At 45.1% G+C, this 15,227-nt stretch carries 15 protein-coding genes and 1 tRNA gene; 7 read left to right on the top strand and 9 right to left on the bottom strand.

All coding sequences use genetic code 11. The features are described from left to right. Positions 1–223: 223 nt before the first annotated feature. Positions 224–910, bottom strand: a complete 687-nt coding sequence (locus tag MTF70_RS14115) for a general secretion pathway protein GspB (protein ID WP_205461410.1) — start codon at positions 908–910, stop codon at positions 224–226. Then, the gene (locus tag MTF70_RS14110; protein ID WP_025768392.1) at positions 910–2,526 is read right to left on the bottom strand and encodes an ExeA family protein; all 1,617 of its coding nucleotides are present in this window, start codon (positions 2,524–2,526) and stop codon (positions 910–912) included. The genes MTF70_RS14115 and MTF70_RS14110 overlap by 1 nt, the downstream gene beginning before the upstream one ends. Before the next feature lie 137 nt (positions 2,527–2,663). Here MTF70_RS14110 and MTF70_RS14105 point away from each other — a divergent pair, with 137 nt between their 5' ends. Beyond that, positions 2,664–3,884, top strand: a complete 1,221-nt coding sequence (locus MTF70_RS14105; RefSeq protein WP_205461419.1) for a multifunctional CCA addition/repair protein — start codon at positions 2,664–2,666, stop codon at positions 3,882–3,884. Between the two features lie 52 nt (positions 3,885–3,936). On the opposite strand, the gene MTF70_RS14100 is transcribed toward MTF70_RS14105, so the two are convergent. From MTF70_RS14100 to folB, 3 genes are read right to left on the bottom strand one after another with little or no spacing between them, the layout of a single operon-like run. Beyond that, on the bottom strand, positions 3,937–4,740 hold the full coding sequence (locus MTF70_RS14100; protein ID WP_205461421.1) for an undecaprenyl-diphosphate phosphatase: 804 nt from the start codon (positions 4,738–4,740) through the stop codon (positions 3,937–3,939). Between the two features lie 14 nt (positions 4,741–4,754). Then, the gene (gene folK / locus MTF70_RS14095; protein ID WP_005387457.1) at positions 4,755–5,237 is read right to left on the bottom strand and encodes a 2-amino-4-hydroxy-6-hydroxymethyldihydropteridine diphosphokinase; all 483 of its coding nucleotides are present in this window, start codon (positions 5,235–5,237) and stop codon (positions 4,755–4,757) included. Next, on the bottom strand, positions 5,234–5,593 hold the full coding sequence (gene folB, locus MTF70_RS14090) for a bifunctional dihydroneopterin aldolase/7,8-dihydroneopterin epimerase (RefSeq protein ID WP_005387458.1): 360 nt from the start codon (positions 5,591–5,593) through the stop codon (positions 5,234–5,236). Before folB ends, folK begins: the two co-directional genes overlap by 4 nt. A gap of 250 nt (positions 5,594–5,843) precedes the next feature. On the opposite strand from folB, the gene plsY reads away from it, so the two are divergent. Beyond that, complete coding sequence (gene plsY / locus MTF70_RS14085) at positions 5,844–6,455, top strand: glycerol-3-phosphate 1-O-acyltransferase PlsY (protein ID WP_005379857.1); 612 nt, start codon at positions 5,844–5,846, stop codon at positions 6,453–6,455. A 34-nt stretch (positions 6,456–6,489) separates the two neighbouring features. Here plsY and MTF70_RS14080 read toward each other — a convergent pair whose 3' ends face one another. Together MTF70_RS14080 and tsaD are read right to left on the bottom strand one after the other, a co-directional pair. Next, positions 6,490–7,305 carry an alpha/beta fold hydrolase gene (locus tag MTF70_RS14080; protein WP_205461423.1) on the bottom strand — a complete coding sequence of 272 codons (816 nt, stop codon included), beginning with the start codon at positions 7,303–7,305 and terminating at the stop codon, positions 6,490–6,492. A 176-nt stretch (positions 7,306–7,481) separates the two neighbouring features. After that, positions 7,482–8,498: a tRNA (adenosine(37)-N6)-threonylcarbamoyltransferase complex transferase subunit TsaD gene (gene tsaD / locus MTF70_RS14075; RefSeq protein WP_005379854.1), complete on the bottom strand. Its 1,017-nt coding sequence runs from the start codon at positions 8,496–8,498 to the stop codon at positions 7,482–7,484. A 230-nt stretch (positions 8,499–8,728) separates the two neighbouring features. On the opposite strand from tsaD, the gene rpsU reads away from it, so the two are divergent. From rpsU to MTF70_RS14050, 5 genes are all read left to right on the top strand, one after another. Then, entirely contained in the window at positions 8,729–8,944 is a 216-nt protein-coding gene (rpsU, locus tag MTF70_RS14070) for a 30S ribosomal protein S21 (protein ID WP_001145625.1), read from the top strand. Positions 8,945–8,971: 27 nt separating this feature from the next. Then, positions 8,972–9,415: a GatB/YqeY domain-containing protein gene (locus tag MTF70_RS14065; protein ID WP_005379720.1), complete on the top strand. Its 444-nt coding sequence runs from the start codon at positions 8,972–8,974 to the stop codon at positions 9,413–9,415. Positions 9,416–9,564: 149 nt separating this feature from the next. Then, positions 9,565–11,331, top strand: coding sequence for a DNA primase (gene dnaG / locus MTF70_RS14060; RefSeq protein ID WP_005379719.1), 1,767 nt, complete (start codon positions 9,565–9,567; stop codon positions 11,329–11,331). Positions 11,332–11,430: 99 nt separating this feature from the next. Next, positions 11,431–13,293, top strand: a complete 1,863-nt coding sequence (gene rpoD, locus MTF70_RS14055; protein ID WP_005395986.1) for an RNA polymerase sigma factor RpoD — start codon at positions 11,431–11,433, stop codon at positions 13,291–13,293. 155 nt (positions 13,294–13,448) lie between these two features. Then, a tRNA-Ile gene (locus MTF70_RS14050) sits at positions 13,449–13,524 on the top strand. Positions 13,525–13,748: 224 nt separating this feature from the next. Here the strand turns inward: MTF70_RS14050 and MTF70_RS24370 are convergent. After that, positions 13,749–13,880: a hypothetical protein gene (locus tag MTF70_RS24370; protein WP_017634400.1), complete on the bottom strand. Its 132-nt coding sequence runs from the start codon at positions 13,878–13,880 to the stop codon at positions 13,749–13,751. Positions 13,881–13,947: 67 nt separating this feature from the next. Continuing rightward, complete coding sequence (locus tag MTF70_RS14045; RefSeq protein WP_033906066.1) at positions 13,948–14,823, bottom strand: phage integrase N-terminal domain-containing protein; 876 nt, start codon at positions 14,821–14,823, stop codon at positions 13,948–13,950. Positions 14,824–15,227: the final 404 nt, after the last annotated feature.

Here is a 15,227-nt window from a genome sequence, read left to right as displayed (position 1 = left end):
TCATTACTCCGAAGTTCGTGAAGATGGTGTCTTTTTACACAACGCTGACTGGAATCGCGCTATCAATAGATGAATGATATTGGTGCTATTTAAACGACTGAGGAAAGCTATATTTTGCTTGTTTGAGTATCTAGAAATCATCACCAGAATAGATGCAAAAGATGCTCTGAAAAATAAAAAGCCAGCGATATGATTTCGCTGGCTTGATGTGTTTCTACAAGAGTTACCCTTTCCACTCATACAACGCTGGTATACGAATTTGCTCACCTTGGAACTCAACAATCACAGCTTGCGGTTGTATTTCTCTTAGAGTGACCTGATCATCAACGACATCCCCCTGATGATACTCAACATTGTTAATTTTCACCCAACGGCGATTTTCATCACTAGCGTACATATGGGTTTGCAAATTAAGCGCAGGTAGACGCCCTTGCCACTGGTGAGCGTTGCGCTCTAAATCGTTCACGCGTGCCGTTTGTGATGACGAATTGTCATCATCTCGGGATAAGGCATTTTCGACCTTCCTAGCTAAATCTGGAGATAATGAGGATAAATCCAGATCATCCAAAGACAACCCGAGGTCCTCTTCAGCAGCAGAAGTCGTTTGGGTTGATGCTGAGTCGCGTGTTTCATCTCTGTTTGGTGTATGGCTCGTGTATTCATCGGGGGTGGTAAATGTACCAAAATCACGCGATAGCTCTGCACTTGGCCACTCTCTTGGCAATTGGGCCAACTGGGTGTTCTCTGGATAGTCTAATACTTTGAAAGGTGATACCACTTCGACCTTTTCTATCGGGGACGTTGTATCTACTTCAACACTCGGTGCAAAGAGATCTAAGTACCAAGCGACTCCGATAGCAGAAGCAGTGATTGGCAGCAAGAACAGACCTATATGTTTCACAGCTGACATTATGCGTCCTCCTTCTCTATTCTCGCCAGTTGAGGCGCATCTGGCTGAACATTTTGCTGAAGTCGGTCTAGCGTTCGCTTACCTGCAATACCATCGACACCAATTCCTTGCCAACGTTGAAATAACTCGACTCGCTCTTTCATCGCACCATCAAAAATAGACGTTTCAAGCAGTGGCTCACTCACCGCTTCTGCTAATAATCGGTCTAATACTTCAATCGCAGGGCCTTCCATGTCTAAACGTAATGTTTCATTCAGCGGAGCATGCCGCAGTTCGATAATATTGCCCTGCCACAACGGCTTTAGCCACGAAACTGGCAGACGCAGACGCTGCTTGCCATTGAGCACTTCAGCTTGGTCATTACCGACGGCATATAGAATGACATACCCAACATCACCTTGATAATTCAACTCCAAGATCACAGGGCGATTTTGTTGCATCAACAGCGGCCAAGTCGCCATTTTACGCTCACAACGCATAGTCGACTGCGGTTCTGACAAACAAAGATTATCGCGAACCGATGCTTGATACCCCCACAAACGATACAAATCATTTACAGCGAGGTTCGACTGTTTTTGTGTTAACAATAAATCACGCTGCTCATCCGTTAACTGTTGGCTTACGACGGTTGGTGTTGGCTCTACTCTTGGCTCCGTCACTTGTGTCAACACTGACGTCGCTTGAGCTGGCATATAATTCACGACCGCCCACCCCGTACTTAATGCAGCAATAAGGCCTACCGTGACAGAGCCCCAAGCAGGCCAACGGAAAGTCCGGCGCTCTTTTTTATCTTGCTGATAAATATCTGCCTGAAACTGCATCACCTCTTCACAGGCCTGCTGAACGGTTTGCTTATCCACCACCACATTACCCTGGTGATAACTAATGTTGAGGGATTTGTCACAGATAAGGTTGATGAGCCGCGGTATACCGTGACTGTATTTGGCTATAAGTTTACAAGAAGCACGATTAAACAGTTGCTGGTCGCCACCTGCTGTATGTAGTCGAAATGCGATGTAATCTTCTGTCTCTTTTTCATCCAACGGCAATAGGTGATAACGCCCGGTAATACGCTGGGCAAGTTGGCGTAGTTGTGTTGTTTGTAATAACCGCTGCAATTCAGGCTGCCCGACCAACAACACTTTGAGCAATTTTCTGGTATCGGTTTCCAAGTTGGTCAACAAGCGCAACTGCTCTAGAACGTCGGCAGCAAGGTGTTGAGCCTCATCAATGACCAGCAATGTCTGCCAGCCTGAACGATAATTACGCAGCAAATATTGATGGATAACCTGGTTTAGCTGTTTGAGGTTTGCATCTGGCGGATAGGTGATTTTGAACTCATCGCAAATGGCTTCGAGCAAGTCTCTACTCGAAAACGTGGGATTGAGAATAAGACCCGCTTTGGTGTTATCACCCAAATTCGCCAGCATCGCTTTTGCGACGGTCGTTTTGCCTGTACCTACTTCGCCAGTAAGCATAGCAAAGCCACCGCCATCGCCTAGCCCAGCTTGGAGATGTGTGATTGCCTCTTTGTGACGTTGGCTTAAATACAAATAACGTGAGTTTGGAACAATCGAAAATGGTTGTTCGACAAACCCAAAAAAGTCCTTATACATTAGGCTCTCCAGCTAAAAAACCACCTGGGAATAGTCAGACATGGTATAAACGCTCTTCTTCTATTCTTAGGAGTAAAGAAAAGTACCATTGCTTGCTACAATGTCCAACGGCATATCCATAAATTAAGAGGTAATTCGTGCAAGTTTATTTAGTAGGTGGCGCAGTTCGAGATAAATTGCTCGGAATTGATAGTTATGACAACGACTGGGTGGTCGTAGGCGCGACGCCCGGGATGATGCTGTCCCAAGGATACACCGCCGTTGGTAAAGACTTTCCTGTATTTCTGCATCCCAAAAGTAAAGAAGAATATGCCCTTGCACGAACAGAGAGAAAGTCAGGTTCTGGTTACACTGGTTTTGAATGTTTCTTCGATCAAAACGTCACCTTAGAAGAAGATTTGATACGTCGTGATTTAACCATTAACGCGATGGCAATGGAGAGTGATGGCACGATCCATGACCCATATGGTGGCCAGCAAGATCTCAACGATAAACTGCTACGCCATGTATCAGACGCCTTTATTGAAGACCCTCTACGCGTTTTACGTGTCGCTCGCTTCGCAGCGAAGCTTGCTGATCTAAACTTTACGGTTGCCGACGAAACCATGCGGTTAATGCGTCACATGGCAGAGTCCGGAGAGCTGAGCACACTGACTCCCGAGCGTGTTTGGCAAGAATGGCATAAATCTCTCTCTACTCCTCGCCCTGATATTTTCTTATCGGTTCTACGAGACTGTGGTGCATTAACCGTGGTGTTACCTGAAATTGATGCACTATTTGGCGTACCTCAACCTGAGAAGTGGCATCCAGAAATCGATACTGGCATCCATACTTTGATGGTGGCAGAGCAAGCCGCAAAATTGAGTAACTCACTCCCCGTCAGGTTTGCCGCCCAAGTGCATGACTTGGGTAAGGGCGTGACGCCAGAGAGCGAATGGCCAAGCCACAAAATGCATTGCCATACAGGATTAAAACTGATCAAAAAGCTGTGCGAACGTGTCCGGGTACCAAATGAGTTTCGTGATTTAGCCTTGATGGTGTGCGAACAGCACTCCAATATTCATCGCGCGGCTGAACTTAAACCACAAACCATAATTAAAATACTCAATAAGCTCGATGTGTGGCGTAAGTCCGAACGTCTGCAAGATATCTTGCTTTGCTGCCAAGCGGATCACGCTGGTCGTAAAGGACTGGAAACGCAACCATATCCACAGGCGGATATTTTTAGGCAAGCCTACCAAGCAGCAGCGGCAGTTGACGTTCAAATCATAATCAAAGAGGGCTTTAAAGGCCCTGCGATTCGTGACGAGCAAGAAAAACGACGTATTGAAGCAGTGAAAGCAGCACTTAAGAAGTAACGAACAAACAAAAACGCCCGCGGATTTCGCGGGCGTTTTTCGTTAACATCAATTATGAACTTAATAGAAAAGCGAACAAACCGATGCCCAAAATCAGACGGTAAATCACAAACGGTGTCATGCCCATGCGTGAAATCATCTTCAAGAAGAAGTGGATACAGATGTACGCACTGATAAACGATGTGATAATGCCAGTCATTAAGAAACCAACATGGACAGGTTCACCACTGGTCACTAACTTCATGACTAAGTAGCTACCAGCTAATGTAATGATTGGGATCGACATTAAAAATGAAAAGCGCGCAGCCGCTTCTCGAGTAAAGCCAAGGTAAAGCGCTGCTGTGATGGTCGCCCCTGAACGTGAAGTTCCAGGAATCATCGCTAAGGCTTGAGCAATACCGATAAATACAGCTTTCTTCCAACCCGTTTGGTATTCATCGGCAACGAGTTTAGCGTTTTTGTCTACCCACCATAGCAACAGGCCAAATACGATCGTAGTAGTCGCGATAACGTAAGCGCTACGTAGATACACTTCAATGATGTCTTTCATCAATAAGCCGAACACACAAGCTGGAATCGTCGCAATCACGATCATCCAAGCCAATTTAGCTTCTTTACTGCGATCTCCTTTAAAGATCGAAGCAAATAACGCTTGAAACAAAGTGATTACTTCATGACGAAAATAGATCACGACAGCCATTAATGTACCGACGTGAACAGCAACATCAAAGGCCAGACCTTGATCTTCCCATCCTAAAATAGCGGAAGGCAGGATCAAATGGGCAGAGCTTGAGATAGGCAAAAACTCTGTCAGCCCCTGAATCAGAGCCAAAATAAAGGCTTCAAAATAACTCATGTAAACAACTCAAATTAAAAATGAAAGGAAACGGGTTTGAGCGAATCGACTGGCTGCATAGCATGCCAAATGTCTGCGACTGTGCGTCCATCGCCTGGGATCACTAATTGCGGTTCGAGATCATACAGCGGCTTTGTGACAAAAGGATATTTGTAGATATCACTGCGAGGTAGCTCAGGTTTTTTCTTGGAGACGCGCTCACCGAACAACACTATATCGAGATCCAGTGTTCGATCCTGATACTTTTGCGCGTTTTCTTCGCGTCCCCACTTAAATTCAATCTCGCGTAGTTGATGGCTCAACTCTTCTAATGACAACTCGGTACGCATTGCAACGACAAAGTTGTAGAAATTCTTGCTGCTAAAACCAATAGGTTCGCATTCATATATCGGTGATACGAGGAGATTTTCTCCAAGCCGTTGCAGCTCCTGATACGCAGCAAGCACATGTTGCTCTCTTTCTACGTTCGTCCCAACACCGATATAAGTGGTGATCATGCTCGGCCTCGCTCAATCACCACACCAACAGCACGTGCTTGCGGCACGGCGCCAGGCTTCGCTAGGCGGATTTTCACCCAAGGCACAGAGAAACGCTGCATGATAAGCTCTGCTACTTCTTCAGCCACGCGCTCGACCAATAAGAAACGACCATTTTCAATGTGGTTAAGTACCGCCTCACTCACCTGCGAATAATCCAGTGCATCTTGCACATCATCACTTTTGCCCGCAGGCTTATTATCGTGCGCCATTTCAATATCTAGAACCAACTTTTGTTTGATTTGTTGTTCCCAGTCGTACACGCCAATGGTGGTGATAACTTCTAACTGTTCAATAAAAACTTTATCCAGAGCCATCTTATGTCCTTCTATTACAGAGGTCGGATACCCGTGAGGGGTAATTTGATCGTAGTATTCTATACCTAAGTAACATTTACTTTGGTCATCACAATGTTACTTAGGTATAAACTGCGAAAGCATCTTTATATACAAGAAATCACATAATGCAAGCTCTATCACAGTGAGGATTTCTGCATTATGTAAATTCGGGGTATGATAGCAACTACGCGGGAACCGAGCATTAAATTCCAATCCATCAAGGACTTCTATGGACGCACTGGCACTGATAATGACAATGGCCGCCTATTTATTAGGTTCGGTTTCCAGTGCGGTTTTGATCTGTCGACTCTTAAAACTGCCAGACCCACGCAGTGTGGGATCTAACAATCCTGGAGCAACGAACGTATTGCGTATTGGCGGACGAGGAGCCGCTGTTTCAGTCTTGTTGTGCGATATGCTCAAAGGCACTATCCCCGTGTGGGGCGGATACTTTCTTGGTATCGACCCTATCATTCTTGGCGTCATCGCCATTGCTGCCTGTCTTGGCCACATGTACCCCATTTTTTTCCACTTTAAAGGCGGAAAAGGTGTCGCAACCGCGCTTGGCGCTATCGCTCCGATTGGTTTGGACTTAACAGGATTGGTAATGTTAACTTGGCTGTCAGTAGCCGCGCTATTCCGCTATTCATCCTTAGCGGCTCTCGTCACGGTTTTGGTCACTCCGTTTTATACTTGGATGTTTAAACCGCAATACACGTTACCTGTTGCTATGCTGTGCTGCTTAATCGTATTTAAGCATCATCAAAATATTCGGCGGCTTTTGTCTGGCGACGAGCCAAAAATCGGCGAGAAAAAACTGACACAAAAAAACTCGGCTTAATGCCGAGCTTTTCGTTTAAAGAAGGATGCATTGGTTACGCATGAACTCGATTCAGGAAGTTCAACAACATCTGGTTGACGAACTCAGGTTGTTCTAAACAACTGATATGTCCCGCTTGGGGAATCTCCACCAACTCACTGCCTGTGATGCAGTCTTTCATTAAATAAGATTCAAAAACTGGACGTGGTTTATCTTCACAGCCCACTGCAATTAACGTCGGCAGAGCAAATTTTTCCGAATCCTCAATCACATCCCGGCGACCAAACACCATACGCCCTATGCGAGCTACTTCCACCGCACGCTCACCGTTCAGCTCTTCTAAACTGCGTTTGAATGAAGCGACAAGTTCAGGGTTATCCTGATTGACGTTGTTGGCAAAGAACAGCGGCACAACGGCTTCAATAATTAGCGCAGGCACTGCTTGGACTTGGCTGATGGTATCAAGCATTGCAAAATACTTCTTATACGTAACTTCTGGCTCCCAGCCAATGAAGGTATCCATCAATACCAGTGACTTAACACGTTGCGGCGCTTGAGCCGTTAGCTCTGCTCCCCACATGCCGCCAACAGATAAGCCCACTATCGAGAGCTCTTCGATATCTAAATGATCCATCAATGCCAACATATGTTGTGCATAGTCGGCCAATGACTGTGTCGATGCAGGTGCAGCGTCCGATTCACCATGTGCCCAAAGATCTGGCACAATACAACGGAATGACTGGCTTAAAACCTCAACTTGTGGCGCCCACATTTGGCTATCCCAAAGGTAACTATGACCAAATAGAAGCACAGGGCCCTCACCTTTATCTAGATAAGCAAGTTGCTGACCTTCAATTTCAAACTTATTCATTGTTATATCCATTTCTTATTCTTCCACGTCATCCTAGCACTGAAACAATCGCGAACTGATCGCATCAGTCAGAATGTAAAACGAGGCGGTTCATTGAATAATTAAAAATAAAGGCCTCTGAGGAGCAGAGACCTTTATTACAAAGAACCGGTTTCAAACCTACCGCATAAATTTGACTAAGCGACAGGTGTTAGTTGATCAATTGGCCAACGTGGACGAGCCTCTACTGACATATCAGCCACTTCGCCATTCTTCAAGCGCTGCATGCCTGCGTAAGCGATCATCGCACCGTTATCTGTACAGAACTCAGTACGTGGGTAGTAAACTTCGCCGCCAACTTTCTTCGCTAACTTCTCTAACTCAGCTCGCAAACGACGGTTAGCACTCACACCACCAGCAATAACAATGCGTTTCATGCCTGTTTGCTCAAGCGCGCGCTTACATTTAATAGCCAACGTAGCACACACAGCCTCTTCAAATGCCAATGCGATGTCCGCGCGGGTTTGCTCGTCATCACCGTTTGCAGCAATCGTGTTAGCCGTAAAGGTTTTTAGACCAGAGAAACTCATGTCCAAACCTGGCACATTCGTCATTGGGCGCGGGAACTTAAAGCGGCCCGGTGTACCTTTTTCCGCCAGTTTAGATAATAGTGGACCGCCTGGGTAATCCAAACCCATTAGCTTCGCTGTTTTATCAAACGCTTCGCCCGCCGCATCATCAATCGACTCACCTAGAATTTTGTACTCACCGATGCCTCTCACTTCCACCATCATAGAGTGACCGCCCGATACTAATACCGCCACAAACGGGAACGGTGGAGGGTTATCTTCCAACATTGGGGCCAATAGGTGACCTTCCATATGATGAACAGGTACCGCTGGCACTCCCCAAGCATAAGCAATACTGCGACCGATAGTCGCGCCCACTAATAGCGCCCCAACAAGACCAGGCCCCGCGGTATACGCGACACCATCGATGTCTTTTGAAGTTAAGTTCGCTTCTTTTAGTGCCTCTTTAATAAGAGGAATGGTTTTCTTTACGTGGTCACGTGAAGCCAACTCAGGCACCACACCGCCGTAATCTGCGTGCAGTTTTACTTGGCTGTATAGCTTGTGTGACAAGAGACCGTTTTCATCGTCATAAATTGCGATGCCAGTCTCGTCACAAGAGGTTTCAATACCAATAATGCGCATGGTTTTCTCAGTATGCTTTCTGTATAGAGGAAATTTGGGCGTCATATTACCTCGCCTTGGTGCTGCAAACAAATTTTGTACAGACAATAATCGACAAAAGGCTTTACAAAGTAGTTGTGATCGGATTAAAATTCCGCACCATTTTTGATCAAGCTGGTAAGAGACCTAACAATTGTGATTTGGTCTGTTGAATACCAGCGTTAACGAATAACCCCTGAGGTGAAAGGCATATGCCAGTAGTTAAAGTACGTGAAAACGAACCGTTCGACGTTGCTCTACGTCGTTTTAAGCGCTCTTGCGAAAAAGCAGGTATCCTTTCTGAAGTGCGTCGTCGTGAGCACTACGAAAAACCAACTACAGTTCGCAAACGCGCTAAAGCAGCGGCTCAAAAGCGTCACGCTAAGAAGCTAGCTCGCGAAAACGCTCGTCGCGTTCGCCTGTACTAATAACTGAGCTCCAAAAGGAATTTAGTTATGGCTCTGATTGATCAACTCAAAGAAGAGCAAAAATTAGCGATGAAAGCCAAGGACAAATTGCGCCTTGGTACTATTCGTTTAGCCCTATCAGCAATCAAGCAACGTGAAGTTGACGAACAGATTACTCTGAACGATGACGACATTCTTGCAGTATTGACCAAGATGGTTAAACAACGTCGCGACTCTGTAGCGCAGTTTGAAGCAGCGGGTCGTCAAGATCTTGCTGATGCGGAACAAGCAGAAATTACCGTTCTTGAGGACTTTATGCCTCAACCACTGACAGACGAAGAAGTAGCGGCTCTCATCGAGAACGCGATTGCTGAATCTGGCGCAGCTGGCATGCAAGACATGGGCAAAGTAATGGGCGTTCTGAAACCGCAAATTCAAGGGCGTGCAGATATGGGTAAAGTAAGCGGTTTAGTTCGCGCTAAATTGGCTTAAGGTACCCCACCCAATTGCAGCAAGCCGTGCTATCCTTTGGAGCGCACGGCTTGTTTGTATCTGGATGGATGGAATGAAATCAATGGGCAATACGCTCATTCTTTTAAGGCATTCACTCCACTCATCATCTTCTTTTTTTGTTAGGTTTTATGGCTGGACACATCCCTCGCAGTTTTATCGATGACCTTCTAGCTCGACTTGATATTGTCGATATCATCGACGCACGTGTGAAACTTAAGAAAAAAGGCAAAAACTACGGCGCATGCTGCCCGTTCCACAACGAAAAGACACCCTCATTCAGTGTCAGTCAAGAAAAGCAGTTCTACCATTGTTTTGGTTGTGGCGCGCATGGAAATGCCATCGATTTTTTGATGGAGTTCGACCGACTAGAATTCGTCGAAGCCATTGAAGAACTCGCTTCATACTTGGGTTTAGATGTTCCTCGCGAACAACGTAGCGGCGGTAATGGTTCGTTTCAATCAGGCCCACAAGCAAGCAGCAGTGAAAAACGTAACCTATACGACTTAATGGGCAGCATTGCTCAATTTTATCGTAACCAACTCAAACAGCCAGCAAGTAAGGTGGCGATTGAGTATCTAAAAGATCGCGGCCTGTCTGGTGAAATCGTCCAGAAGTTTGGCATCGGCTATGTGGCTGATGAATGGGATTTAGTTCGTAAGAACTTTGGTCAGAATAAAGAAAACCAAGACATGCTCGTCACTGGCGGCATGTTGATTGAAAACGATAAAGGCAACCGCTACGACCGATTCCGTGGTCGAGTGATGTTTCCTATTCGAGATAGACGCGGCCGAGTAATAGGCTTTGGTGGTCGAGTATTAGGTGATGGGACACCAAAATATCTCAACTCACCCGAAACCCCGATATTTCATAAAGGTAAAGAGTTGTATGGCCTATATGAAGTACTACAAGCGTATCGTGAGCCACCACAAATTTTAGTGGTTGAAGGCTATATGGATGTTGTCGCGCTTGCTCAATATGGCGTAGATTATTCCGTTGCCTCATTGGGAACCTCGACAACGGGCGATCACTTGCAGGTGTTATTCAGGCAAACAAGCACCGTCGTGTGTTGTTATGACGGTGACCGCGCAGGCCGTGAAGCCGCGTGGCGTGCCATGGAAAATGCATTGCCTTACCTAACGGATGGTCGCCAGTTAAAATTCATGTTTTTGCCGGACGGAGAAGATCCCGACTCTTATATCCGACAAAACGGAAAACAAGCATTTGAGCAGCAAGTGTCTAATGCGATGCCCTTGTCTGAATTCATGTTCAGCTCATTGACTCAGCAGGTCGATATGAGCACGAAAGAAGGCATGGCAAAACTGAGTACTCTTGCGGTTCCTCTCATTGATAAAGTCCCTGGCGGCACTTTAAGACTATACTTGAGAGAATTGCTTGGCCGCCGTTTGGGTTTGGTTGATGAACGCCAACTACAGCAGCTAATTTCAAAACAAGGTAAAGAGGATAAAAGGCCTCAACCTCATAAAGAAATCAAGCGAACGCCGATGCGAGAAGTGATCGCGTTACTGATTCAAAACCCACAATACGTAAGTATGGTGCCAGATCTAACTAGCGTTAGAGATTTGCCCATTCCTGGTCTAAGTTTATTTGTTGATGTACTTGATAAATGCCAAGCGCATCCCCATATCAACACAGGCCAATTATTAGAGCATTGGCGAAACAGCCAAAATGAGACCCTTCTGTCTCGTCTCGCGAGTTGGGACATTCCACTCGATGAGGACAACCAAGAAGAAATCTTTTTAGACTCACTGGATAAAATTATTGCCCAGTGCGTAGAAAAACAAATTGAAAACCTGCAGGCCAAAGCAAGAAGTGTCGGTTTATCAGCCGAAGAGAAAAGGGAGCTGCTAGCACTTATGCTAGATTTAAAAGCGTAACCCTGTTTAATTAGTCAGCAACGATTTAATTTGTTATAGTAAGTGGTTTGCATTTCGCATACTGATTCCTTCACCAGATTACGAAGTTGGATACCGTCTATGGATCACAATCCGCAGTCACAGCTAAAGTCACTTGTTATTAAAGGCAAGGAACAAGGCTATCTGACCTACGCCGAAGTAAATGACCACCTACCTGCTGAAATCGTAGATTCAGAACAGGTAGAAGACATCATTCAGATGATCAACGACATGGGCATTAAGGTAGTAGAAACTGCTCCTGATGCTGATGATTTAGCACTGAACGATGACACAAATATTACCGATGAAGATGCAGCCGAAGCTGCAGCCGCTGCACTTTCTAGCGTAGAGAGTGAGATTGGTCGTACAACAGACCCAGTACGTATGTACATGCGTGAGATGGGTACTGTCGAACTTCTAACTCGCGAAGGCGAAATCGACATCGCAAAACGTATTGAAGAAGGTATTAACCAAGTTCAATCGTCTGTTGCTGAATACCCAGGCACAATTCCGTACATTCTTGAGCAATTTGACAAAGTTCAAGCTGAAGAACTACGTCTTACAGACCTAATTTCAGGTTTTGTAGATCCAGATGCTGACGACACCGCTGCACCAACGGCAACACACATCGGTTCTGAACTGACTGAATCTCAGTTAGAAGAAGAAGACGATGAAGACGTTGATGACGACGAAGATAGCGATGACGATTCAGATGATTCTGAAGAAGATGTAGGTATCGATCCAGAATTAGCGCTAGAGAAATTCAACCAACTACGCAGCACCTATCAAAATCTTCAATTAGCAATCAACGAGTACGGCTATAACAGCCCGAAAGCAACCGTTGCTAATGAAATGATGCTAGACGTATTCCGCGAGTTTCGTCTAACGCCTAAACAGTTTGATCACCTAGTGAATGAACTGCGTACTGCTATGGATCGCGTTCGTACACAAGAGCGTCTGATCATGAAGTCAGTGGTTGAATACGGCAAAATGCCGAAGAAATCATTCATCGCGCTGTTCACTGGTAATGAATCAAGTGAAGCTTGGCTGGATGAAGTTCTTGCTTCAGACAAGCCATACGCTGAAAAGATCAAACGTAACGAAGAAGAAATCCGTCGTTCAATCGCTAAGCTAAAAATGATTGAAGAAGAGACTTCTCTAAACGTACAGAACATTAAAGACATCAGCCGTCGTATGTCTATCGGTGAAGCAAAAGCTCGCCGTGCGAAGAAAGAGATGGTTGAAGCGAACTTGCGTCTTGTAATTTCTATCGCGAAGAAATACACCAACCGTGGCCTACAGTTCTTGGATCTGATCCAGGAAGGTAACATCGGTCTGATGAAAGCGGTAGATAAGTTCGAATATCGTCGTGGTTACAAGTTCTCGACTTACGCAACGTGGTGGATCCGTCAGGCAATCACTCGTTCAATCGCGGACCAAGCACGTACGATTCGTATCCCGGTACACATGATCGAAACGATCAACAAGCTAAACCGTATTTCTCGTCAAATGTTGCAAGAGATGGGTCGCGAGCCACTACCGGAAGAACTGGCAGAGCGCATGCAAATGCCAGAAGACAAGATTCGTAAAGTTCTAAAAATCGCTAAAGAGCCTATCTCAATGGAGACACCAATCGGTGACGACGAAGATTCGCATCTAGGTGATTTTATCGAAGATACAACGCTAGAACTTCCGCTAGATTCTGCAACTGCAACTAGCCTTAAGGTGGCAACAAAAGACGTGCTTGCAGGTCTAACGCCACGTGAAGCGAAAGTACTTCGTATGCGTTTTGGTATTGACATGAACACTGACCATACTCTAGAAGAAGTTGGTAAGCAGTTCGACGTTACTCGTGAGCGTATCCGTCAGATCGAAGCAAAAGCACTACGTAAACTTCGCCACCCAAGCCGCTCAGAGACTCTGCGCAGCTTCCTAGACGAATAATCGCAGCGCATACAAGCTTTTAGAAATCAAAAAAGGTGACTTTAGGTCACCTTTTTTATTATCTACTGTTCTAAGTGGATAAAAACTAAGCGCAATTGCCCTAGTTGGTATCTAGACACCTTGCAACGCTTCCCCTATAATCGTTGTCCTATTAAGGCCCCTTAGCTCAGTGGTTAGAGCAGTCGACTCATAATCGATTGGTCCGCAGTTCAAGTCTGCGAGGGGCCACCATATTCTAGAAGGCGTAGCAGGTTAGTACCTGCTACGCTTTTTTTGTACCTAGTGATTTTGGGTGTAGTTGTGGGTGTAGTTAGGAAGTTGCTTAGCTCACAATTTTGGACGCTTTGCTGAGCTTGCCAACATTTTTCCATCACGAGCAGAACAGAAAATTCGATAAGATAATAAAAAAGCGCCCCCTTATGTGAAAGGGGGCGCTTTTTTATTATCTGCCTATTTTACTCAATTCCGTGTTTACGATCATACCAAATAGCTAACAAAGGCAAACCGATTGTACCAACGGTAACTAGAGCTAAAAATAAAAGTTGAGCTAAAGTCATACCCGTTACATCCAAAAGTTGTACTAACATATTGAAACCCGCCCTAGTGTTCTTGTGGTTATATTTTAACCTAAAAATACAAAACTTGATAATGTGCTTACCGGCCAAGATAGATAACTGTAATCTCTTCTCGCTCATGCCCTAACTCTCTACTAATAATAAGGCGAGCTTCTTTATCTGCACTTTTTTGTTCTCTACTCAGCTCTCTGCTAGTTAAACCACCCGCTTTAGGTGCATTCATTCCTGTCAGTTCTATGTATCGCTGTTGAGCATATTGATGGCGTAGACCATGGTTCTTGCATAACCCAACCTTCCTACAAGTATTTTCGTAGTGCTTTAGCTGTTGAATGTACTTTTTGCCTGCGGGAATCAGAGAGCCTCTTGGGGCAATAGCTATAGCCCGCTCTAATACCTGCTTTTGATATTCGTTTCTGATTGGTACCTCTCGCGCCTTGCCACCTTTAGTCCAAGAACCCATTAAATGAATTCTATCTGCTTTAATCGCTATACTGGGGTTAAACTTCAAAGCTTCTTCCCGCCTCAGACCGAATGCAGATTGTAGCTCTAACGCTATTTTTATATATGGGTCTGAGATTGCGTTAAACTTTACTTCATCAAGCTCTTTCGCCTTGTTGGTACTATTGTCACTGAAAACTCTCTTTCCTATCCCCAACTCTTCATTGGACTTGGGTAACAAATGCTCACGTCCAGTCTTTTCGAATACCCAACGAATATGTGCCATTCGGTTTTTTATAGTTCCAACGCTTAAGCCTTGACTTTGCCAATGCTCAACCAAAAATTTTACGTGCTTTAACTTAAGTGTATGTGGAGTTAAGTGCCTGTACCCTCCTCTCTTTAATTGTTTTTCGATTTGGATGAGGATGTTTTTACGTGCAGCTTGAGATGCATAACTCCCATCAATGTTGCGCTTCATTAACAAAACTAGGCCGTGTCGTAAGTTTGGTTTGCTCATGACTCTTACTCCTAAACAAATAAGAGCCATATAGCTCATATGGCTCTATCTACTTGAAAAATGATGGAGAAAACGTAATCAAACCACGTGAACCTGATGGTTAGTGATAAGCCCAATTCAAACTTATGGTTAGTAAGATGAATGCCTCAGAGACGATTAGGGCAAGAATGATGGTTTGTGTATCGATAGTTACGAATGTCGTACATGATCTACTTGAAGAAGCGTGAGCATCTACGAGAAGAGCATTGTGACATCACAATGCTGGTTACGTTTCTTTCTCCTGTTGAACATTTATGATTTATGAAGAGTCTTTATAGCGACAGCTACTTTTTTATTTACGTGATGAGACTACCAATCTGTCACTTGGCTGTCACCAAGTGACCCCGCTTAAAAGAAATAACGAG

This window comes from Vibrio sp. 2CM40D (genome assembly GCF_023161825.1).
Taxonomy (GTDB): Bacteria; Pseudomonadota; Gammaproteobacteria; order Enterobacterales; family Vibrionaceae; genus Vibrio; species Vibrio alginolyticus.
Note: the sequence above shows the minus strand (reverse complement) of the source record. Positions and strands in the feature narration are given on the sequence as shown.